Origin of the sequence: Vibrio sp. OPT46 (genome assembly GCF_015163535.1) — a bacterium.
In the GTDB taxonomy this organism is placed as follows: Bacteria; Pseudomonadota; Gammaproteobacteria; order Enterobacterales; family Vibrionaceae; genus Vibrio; species Vibrio alginolyticus.
Window position 1 is genome coordinate 71779 of record NZ_JADDYG010000684.1, and the last position, 6551, is coordinate 78329.

The window sequence follows — 6551 nt, forward strand, 5'->3', positions numbered from 1 at the left end:
CTCTGGCGGGAAATGCCCCAACGGCCCTTTGGCTAAACCGCTTTTCGTCCATTCATTATCGATTCCCAATGCCAACGAAGATAAGATTTTTCCGCCCATTCGAGTCTGCGCTACACCATTGCCTGAATAACCAAATCCGTAAAAGATATTGCTCTGTTTATCTAGCTCACCGAAAAAAGGGAAACCAGTAGCAGAACGATCAGAACCCCCCGTCCATGAATAAGCAAACTCCTCCCCTATCAAATGAGGAAACAACTTATCGAACGACTTGCGCAGTAGACCTTGGTAGCGTGTTGGCTTGTTAAACATTGCGTCAACTTGGTTATTGAAAGAAAACTGATTGCCGCCTTTCCCCAACAGCAAACGGCCATCTGGCGTATCTCGGTAATAGTGGACGAAGATACGTGAATCCAACACGCTAGAACCTGCCTGCCAACCAGATAGAGGTAGTGCGTCACCAAGCGGCTTGGTGATCACCATGTCGGAAGAGACCACCACGATACTGTTTTTGAACTGTTTAAACTGCTCCACCATCCATGCATTTAATGCCAATACCACCTGCTGCGCTTGAATGTTTCCTTTAGGTGTACAGACAATGGCAGGTTTTCCATAATCTAGACGCGTCATCGGCGTGTTCTCATAAACTTCTACACCCAGATCAATAGCAACACGGCGTAACCCTCTCGCTAATAATGCAGGTTGAACGCTCGATGCAACTGGAGAGTGAAAGCCCTCTATATTGCGCGGCGATCCCGCATTGGCACGCAGTTCCTCCACCGAGCAACGACGCCAACTGTTCACTTCTAATCGCTTTAACTCGTCCACAACTGGCTGCATTCCCCCAGTTTGAGCCGGATTGGTTGCAGTGTAATAAACCCCTTTTAACGATAATTGCGCATCGATGTTGTGCTGCTGACAAAAGTCGTCAATCTCTAGCACTGCTTGTTCCGACTCTTTTACTAACCAAGCAGCATGTTCTTCACCGAATAACCGTTTCAATGTCGGGAACTTGGTAGACCAAGTCAGCATACAACCGCCGTTTGCGCCCGATGCACCACTGCCACAAAGGCCTTTTTCAATCACGACTACCTTTTTTTCCGGAGATTGCTGCTTAATCATAATCGCGGTCCAAAGTCCGGTGTATCCGCCACCAACAATCGCAACGTCAGTATTAATGTTCTGCTGTAACGGTTGTGGCGTTTCTGGTTGCTCAGCTTCAATTGCCTGCTTGAACCAATATGAATGATGTGTCATCGGGTATCCTTTGTAGAAGTGACGCACACAACCGTGCTTTGTCACCACTTTACAAACCTACCGAATATTCAACGAGCTAGAAAAACTTACGCTGAGCATTAGAAAATATTTAGATCCTATCCCAAAAGGGGTTTATTCCAAACAATGAGGCCACAAGCAAAATGCGACATGGCCTCGTAGTTTTCTATTTCTTATCCCAACGAACAAGCAATCTACGATAATGGTTTAACCAGCTATGGGTTCGCTCCACTACCCAACTATGAGCCTTAAAATCATCCGATTGTTTTAAGCTAGCTGCCTCTTCTTCTCGTGATTGAACATGAGGGATGTAGTTCAAAGTAACCAGTTCATCATGTAACCTCTGTCGAGATACAGTGGCGCTTGTAAAGGTGGTCGATAGCTTTCTAATGCATCTAAAGTTTGAAGTACCCATTTGATATCGTGAACGTTGGCACCACGCTGACTACAGCAAGTGGCAATCCATTCGCATCCGTCAACAAACTGCGTTTTATGCCTTGTTTTTGGGTTCTTTGCTGTTTTTTTGAGCCAGATAAAGGCACTTTAGTTTGGCAGCCATCCATTGATATAGAGCGCCAATCAACACCAACGTAAATCATGCCATTTTGCCAAAATCGCTCAAAAACGCCTGCATCTCGCCACTCTTGAAAGCGACGATGTGCGAAGCTAGAGGTACAAATGCCCGTTGCGTTAAGCGCATTCCACTGACAACCAGTTCTAAAGACAAAAAGAATGCCGTTCATCGCATCACTATTATCGACTCGTTTTCGATGCGTACCGAAGGATGGTTAGTCTTATGAACGGGCAACAATGGCTCAATTTTTCCCAGAGCACATTAAAGATCAGGTATTATGTTGAACTCATTTACAGTATTTTCAATAGGTGTTGATTTAGCTCAGGCAACACCTATTGAGATAGGTTCTTAGCTCGAGGGCTGCGATATCACTTGGGAAGTCGACGATTGATTATTACATGGGGGTCGCTAAATAGAGTTTGTCTTTGTCTCTATCGACATACACCACATAAGGGACATTGCCAACACGAAATCCATAGGGCTCAACGGCAGCTTCTATCGGAATAACTCGTTCGATTTTACGGTTGAGTAAATCAACTCGCCAGATGCAGGCATAGGCTGATGAGTTATCAAAATAGATTTCATAACTATCGCCCCCCCAAGAAAGGTTATTGATCACCCAGTTTTCGTAGTGATCATTAATCAGAATGCTTTTATGGTAGGGGCTTTCAACGAGTAATTGGCCGTCATCGCTGCTTATTTGACTTTGTTGGTCGGCTGATACTAGCGGTACGGACGAATAGCGTCCTTTGTGCGGAGGTGGCACATAGGGAACCTGTACCAGAGAGGGGGATGCTGCAGTGAGATCTAGCTCAAAATAATCATCCTGTTTGTTTTTTATATACAGCAGTGATTCTTCGATACTATGGACATAGACCTGTTCAGGTGCTGTGAATACGGTCTTTTTGTTACCCGTTAGCAAATCAAGCGTCTTTATATCATTGCCAAGATTATAAATTAGCTCAATACGATCCTTATATTGAGCGACAAGGAAGTTTTCCTCACTAGCCATTTCATTGATGTCGATGAGCGCTTTATGTCCCCACCAGTTGTATGGGTCGACGGTAAAATCTGTCGTTATTGTTTTTTCTAGCTCAGTAAGGTGTTCCGGTGAGTAATCATTGTCGCTTTTGCTCTGTACCATACCGGTATTGAGCTGTGCGACTTGCTGTTGCGTTGTTTCGTTGGTTTGATAAGCGCGTAATGAATAGTATTCGGTACGTTTGTTAACGGATTGGGGTTGCAGGGGGCCTTCTGTGTTAAAGACATAGGCAACCATCATAGAGCGTTCGTCGCCAAGGAAGAGAAGACGGGTCTTGCCATCGTTGGGTATAACACCGTCGAAGGGAATGCGAATTGCTTTATTTTCGGTGTCCGCCTTTAGTAAGGTTAGTGATGTCCCTTGTGTTAATGTTTTGGGGCCAATACATTCTATCGAGTCATGATTTGCGACTTTGCCTTGCCAAGATGCCGGCACGGAAAGGAAGTTTTTGTCAAAAGCACAACTTGAGCGAGTAAGCCGTGTATCAATCCGTGATTCGGTTTGCTTAAGTGAACATAGGCCAAGGTTGGTTTGTATTGCTTGGGCGATACGGGAATGTTTCTGTAACGTATCGGCCTTAACAAGGGAGGCTATGTCGTCACATGCTTTTTGATTATCGCTCCGTGATGCCGCGAGAGAATAGTCGCTAAGCAGCCATAGTGTTTCTACTGACGGTGAATGCGCCGAAAACAAAGCTGGGCAACTATCAGCATAAAGATAAGCTGCGTAGTAGGCTGCTGTGTAATCTTTTTTCTGATAATGCTTTAAAAATAGTGCTCGCGTTTTAGCAGTGGTTGTATCGTTGCATGCATTGTTTTCCGTATTGGCTTTAAGCGCAGTGGGAAGTGCAAAAAATCCAACCATGACAAGCGGTAAGATAATTTTTCTCATTAACTGGTGTAATTGTTGTTTATGGTATCAGCACTATAACAGAAAATAGTGGCAAGGCGGTGATGTTAAGTCAGCGAAACAGAGCCAGCGAAAGAGTTGAGCAGTTTCATTCTGGTTTGTGGTCGGTATGAACAGTGCTAAGAATCAAAAGGATTGTCGCTCATAGCCAGCAAAAGGTGCTTTAGTTTGGCAGCCATTGATCTAGAACGCCAATCAACACCCTCGTAAATCAGACCATTTTGCCAAAATAGCTCAAAAACGCCTGCATCTCACCACTATTGAAAGCTACGATGCGCAGAGCTAGAGATACAAATACCCGTTGTGTTAAGCGCATTCCATTGACAACTAGTTCTGAGAACAAAAAGAATGCCATTCATCGCATCACGATTATCGACTCGTTTTCAATGCGTACCGAGAGGATGGTTAGTCTTGTGAGCGGGCAACAATGGCTCTATTTTTTCCCAGAGCGCATCGAAGATTAGGTATTGTGTTGAACTCATTTACAGTGTTTTCAATAGGTGTTGATTTAACTCAGGCAACACCTATTGAGATAGGTTCTTACGAGATATTACATTTAAGACACACATTCATCAGGAATATATATTTAATAATAAAAAGGGGAGCAAATGCTCCCCAAAAATAATAAAACGAATTCACAACAAGGATTAAATAGGCAATAGAGTTATAAATGCTAGCGAATAAATTAATTAACGATTACCAGGTTCACGCATGCGGTACTCGTATTGAACATTGAGAATAGGCTGGTAAACAACTTGCCCGTCACTTTGCAAGAACTCATTTACCATGACTTTTGAGTCAGTGATAGAAAACGATTGGCGATCAACATACGTTGTAAGGCTCGTAAACTCATCACGGAGTTGTCCAGATGATTTATTTTGGTAGCTTTGGATCATGTCTCGGCCCATTTCATAAGCCGCTTGTTTGCTATCCATTACGTCGCCATGGATAGTTTCGGTATCGTTTGTCCACTGATAACCACCAGCAAGAGCCATAGAAGGTGCAGCAATCAGAGCAATCGTACTTGCTAAAGTTGTTAAGCGTTTCATAAACCTCTCCTTACTTACCTTTACATCGGGCCAAAATTGGCTCGATACTTATAAGGTACGTATAAAGACCTAAAACACGTCAAAACAATTTCAAATAATGTTCAATTTTCGTTCAACTTATTTCACATTAACTTAGCAACTCAACGTCATATTCAGCCGACATTCGCATTTTCTTCATTTTGAACAATGGGTTTCAACCTGACACTTCCTTACCAAACCATACAATACCTAAGGTCAATTTTCTCTTAGAATTCCAGCAAAAGAACAGTGTTCAAAACCTTACAAAAACGTCGGACACAGCAAAAACCACCTCTTTTCAGTCGTGCTTTGCATTCCTCCTTTTCGGGTTCTTCGCTGCTCGTCCGTCGGTTCTTAATTGTCGCTATTGAGCACAAGTTAATCTGGAGTGAAAATGACCGCGAACAAATCTATTTTTTACCATAGCAAATCGATTTACTCAGATGATTATGCTGATGTCTACAAGCCAATTTGGACCTACAGAGCTAAGTTCATCTTACGTGCGCTTTATTACAAACGTGCATTTAAGCACCTTTCAGACAATATTGAATCGTCATTGTTAGAGTTGCTTTGTACACGTACGCATCGGTTTTTAGAGAAACCGTTTCGTCCGTATATCATCAAAAACAACTCAGCGTTCGATCGTTCTAACTTGGTAGTTGATCACTATAAAACTATTTCAGAACTGTTTTCTAAACAAACAATCGAAGAAATCTACACAGACTCGAAAGGCCTAACATTAGCCTCTTTTGAAATTGACGAAATACTGTACTCGGTGAGATTAGTATACGAAGCACGTTATCAAAAAGAAGGCGACATGAGCCTAGTGCTGCACAGCGCTGAAGATGGCAACTTCTACACGCTCTCTTTTACGCTAGGTCACATCGAATCTGGACGCAGCATTATGATTGGAGGCTTACAAGGACCGCGAAGCAGTGAAGAAAACAACGCGAAAATTAAAAAGCTAACTCGTAAGCTTTACGGACAGAGACCAAAAAGCTTGATGGTGAGCTTGCTCACTTTGCTCGCACAAATTTGGGAAGTAAATACGATTCTAGCGGTGAAAACGCAGTCCCATACTTACGCAGCTAAACGTTACAGCAAAGGGCGAATAAAAACGGATTACGATGCACTCTGGCAAGAATTGGGCGGCACCGAATACAATCGTCATTTTTACTCAATTGATGTAAATGCACCCCGTAGAGATATCGAAGGCATGTCGCGCTCTAAGCGTTCGATGTATCGTCGCCGTTATGAATGGCTAGACTACACCAAGGTCACTTTCGAACAAATATTAAAAGGCGAGCAAGCTAAAAGCTAAGGAGAAGCGTTCATGCGTTATTCATTCATTACTGCTTTAGTGTTGTCGGCTTTTTCTTTGTCAGCCAATGCAGAAACCAGTGAGCACATCATAGGTACAAACATTGGCTATGGCGATGTGAACTACGATGCTCCGACAAGCAAAGAATCAGGCGACATGTTCTTAGGTGAAATATATTACCGCTACATGCCAACACATAACTTTGGTATCGAAGCAGGTTATAAAGGCGCGTTTGACGGTATCGGCTCGATACTCGTGAGTCCGATTTCAGAAGTCACCGATACGAGCTTCTCCGGACCTCGCTTGAGTGGCTATGCTAGCTATCCTCTGGGTTCAGGTTTCGAACTGTACGGCAAGGCAGGTGTC

The 6551-nt window shown here is 43.4% G+C and carries 5 protein-coding genes and 2 pseudogenes; 2 read left to right on the plus strand and 5 right to left on the minus strand.

The features are described from left to right. The 5 genes and pseudogenes from IQR33_RS25250 to IQR33_RS25270 form a co-directional block, all read right to left on the minus strand. Window positions 1-1254 (minus strand): FAD-dependent oxidoreductase (locus IQR33_RS25250; RefSeq protein ID WP_228014119.1); only part of this gene is annotated, 1254 nt, incomplete at its 3' end. Window positions 1255-1370: 116 nt separating this feature from the next. Continuing rightward, window positions 1371-2118: pseudogene (locus tag IQR33_RS25255) on the minus strand (IS5 family transposase). Between the two features lie 122 nt (window positions 2119-2240). Beyond that, window positions 2241-3779, minus strand: coding sequence for a hypothetical protein (locus IQR33_RS25260; protein ID WP_155489403.1), 1539 nt, complete (start codon window positions 3777-3779; stop codon window positions 2241-2243). 165 nt (window positions 3780-3944) lie between these two features. After that, window positions 3945-4279, minus strand: a pseudogene (locus IQR33_RS25265) (transposase); the annotation flags it as partial. Window positions 4280-4486: 207 nt separating this feature from the next. After that, complete coding sequence (locus IQR33_RS25270) at window positions 4487-4846, minus strand: DUF3316 domain-containing protein (protein ID WP_017635096.1); 360 nt, start codon at window positions 4844-4846, stop codon at window positions 4487-4489. Between the two features lie 412 nt (window positions 4847-5258). On the opposite strand from IQR33_RS25270, the gene IQR33_RS25275 reads away from it, so the two are divergent. Beyond that, a complete protein-coding gene (locus tag IQR33_RS25275; RefSeq protein ID WP_193838043.1) occupies window positions 5259-6185 on the plus strand; it encodes a VirK/YbjX family protein in 927 nt (308 codons plus the stop codon). Window positions 6186-6197: 12 nt separating this feature from the next. Beyond that, window positions 6198-6551, plus strand: a 354-nt coding sequence (locus tag IQR33_RS34290) for an outer membrane beta-barrel protein (RefSeq protein ID WP_228014120.1), incomplete at its 3' end; no start/stop codon positions are given.

Bases quoted from the DNA above. Each gene is read 5' to 3' on its own strand.
- IQR33_RS25260 (WP_155489403.1), bottom strand. From the start codon at position 3,779: ATGAGAAAAATTATCTTACCGCTTGTCATGGTTGGATTTTTTGCACTT.
- IQR33_RS25275 (WP_193838043.1), top strand. From the start codon at position 5,259: ATGACCGCGAACAAATCTATTTTTTACCATAGCAAATCGATTTACTCA.
- IQR33_RS25270 (WP_017635096.1), bottom strand. From the start codon at position 4,846: ATGAAACGCTTAACAACTTTAGCAAGTACGATTGCTCTGATTGCTGCA.